Source organism: Pseudoalteromonas sp. S558 (assembly GCF_005886635.1).
Lineage (GTDB): Bacteria > Pseudomonadota > Gammaproteobacteria > Enterobacterales > Alteromonadaceae > Pseudoalteromonas > Pseudoalteromonas aliena.
In genome coordinates, this window is the sequence record NZ_PNDU01000050.1 from 1 (window position 1) to 1,615 (window position 1,615).

Below are 1,615 nucleotides of genomic sequence, written 5' to 3' on the forward strand. Positions count from 1 at the left end.
ATTTGCTTGAAATGTCTTTAGCGCCTGTGCGGGGAGCTGCACTTGAGCGTAACGGAAGGTAAACCCGAGAAATTTCGAGCCTGATACGGGACCGACTCGACTTTTCGATTCATTCACTTTGAGTTTTAATCGCTGAGTGATAAACGCAGTAATTTCCCGTTGGATTATGAGTCCTTCGCTTTTCGTTTTTACTAAAATGATTATGTCATCAGCGTAACGTGCAAACTTAAGGTGTTTGTAGGTTAGCTTCTTATCTAATTCATCGAGTAAAATATTGGAAAGTAAAGGGGATAATGGCCCACCTTGAGGGACTCCTTTGGTTGACTCAAACCACAGACCCGTTTCGCGCTCTGCGATCCCCGCTCGGAGGTATTTACCAAGTAGGCGCATGAGTGCTTTGTTTTTGACTTTACGACCAACACGATTCATCAGCATGTCATGGTTTACTTCATCAAAGAACTTAGACAAGTCAATATCAACTGCTGTTTTATAACCTTGTTTAACACAAGATTGAACATGATTTACTGCTTGGCTGGCTCTTTTATGAGGGCGATAACCATAACTATGTGGTGAAAATAGAGGCTCAAAGTAAGGGCTAATCACTTGAGCAATAGCTTGTTGGATCACTCTGTCGATAACAGAAGGGATCCCAAGCATTCGCTCACCGCCATCGGGTTTGGGTATCATCACGCGTTTGACTGGCAAGGGTTGATAAGTGCCGCTAAGTAATTGTTGTTTAATACCCAGCCAATGTAACTTAGCGAAGTCATTAAATTCCTCAATACTCATATTATCAATACCCGCAGCCCCTTTATTGCGCTTAACATGTTGCCATGCTGCACCAATATTGTGGTTGCTCAGTACCCTTGCCATCAGGTCACGATCTGTTTGGTTGTATTCATTCGAGGTATTATTCACAGTCGAACGCTGTTCATCACTATCACAACACGGTGATCTATGTGAATTCAAGTTCATTTGTAGTATCTCCTCTGGTTAAGATGTTCAGGCCTTCACCGTGTCCCCTCCATTACGATGGGCGTTTGGCTACTATGCCGTCTGCTGACTTCTGATAAATCACTCTAGCGATTACTCGATAAAGCGCGTCGAAACTAACGCTTGTTTACTGCTATTTCGCTCGCTGTAGGTCGCAGCAACCAAAGCGCCAAGGGTTGAACAACCAGTCCCTAACTGGTAATCTTCAAGCGTTAGCGCGGATGCGTGTTTATCAGATCTCCCCGAATAAGGTGCATCGACTTTCTCTGCACAACTGCATCATTTACGGTGGCCGTTAGATCACATGACTTCGCTATCTTGTGCTAGCTCGTCTCCAGCCTACGCCTCATATGATGTTTTTGTTCATCAGCTCACAGATTTGCTAGCGGCTTCCTCTAGACTATCTCTCGCGATTTAGCCCTTGCCATTCGCTAGTAGTTATCGTTTAATAACAGTGTGTTATTTAAACGGTGATCTTCCTACAGAGGACTTTCACCTCATAAGTCAATGCCCATGTCGGGCGTACACAAGTAAATAAACAAGGACACGTAACAGTTGGCTACGTTACGCTTCGCTACACAATTTTAGCCAACCATTACTTAGCCTGTTATTTAGGCGTTGG

The 1,615-nt window shown here is 44.1% G+C and carries 1 protein-coding gene; it reads right to left on the bottom strand.

The features are described from left to right. A partial coding sequence (ltrA, locus tag CWB66_RS03780) for a group II intron reverse transcriptase/maturase (protein ID WP_252371708.1) occupies positions 1–975 on the bottom strand: 975 nt, incomplete at its 3' end. Positions 976–1,615: the final 640 nt, after the last annotated feature.